1 protein-coding gene is annotated in these 491 nt (G+C 33.6%); it reads left to right on the top strand.

Annotated elements, in window-relative coordinates:
* Nucleotides 1–182 precede the first annotated feature (182 nt).
* The coding region (locus KA909_RS13610) for a recombinase family protein (RefSeq protein WP_245339404.1) at nucleotides 183–491 on the top strand (309 nt) is incomplete at its 3' end.

Here is a 491-nt window from a genome sequence, read left to right as displayed (position 1 = left end):
ATATAATTTGATATTTGGAGGATGACCATATGAACGAATTAATCACATTACTTGCTGATTTAGTGATTGAAGAAATCAATCACGCTGATGACTAATAATAACGCCCAACACCTCACTGGTGTTGGGCGCATCTATAAATTTGTTCATAAATATATATTATCTCTTTGGAAGGAGGAAACACGATGAAACAAGCCATTGGTTACTTACGTCAAAGCACAATAAAACAACAATCACTCTCAGCCCAAAAACAAAAAATCAAGTCATTAGCTGAAAAACACAATATCCAAAACATCACGTTTTATAGTGATAAACAATCAGGTCGAACTGATAAACGCAATGGTTACCAACAAATCATTACGCTAATTCAACAAGGTCACTGTGACGTATTATGTTGCTATCGTCTGAATCGACTTCATCGTAATTTGAAAAATGCATTAAAACTCATGAAATTGTGTCAAAAATACCATGTTCATATCTTAAGCGTTCATGAT

Origin of the sequence: Staphylococcus sp. GDX8P54P, assembly GCF_017893165.1 — a bacterium.
Lineage (GTDB): Bacteria > Bacillota > Bacilli > Staphylococcales > Staphylococcaceae > Staphylococcus > Staphylococcus borealis.
Note: the sequence above shows the minus strand (reverse complement) of the source record. Positions and strands in the feature narration are given on the sequence as shown.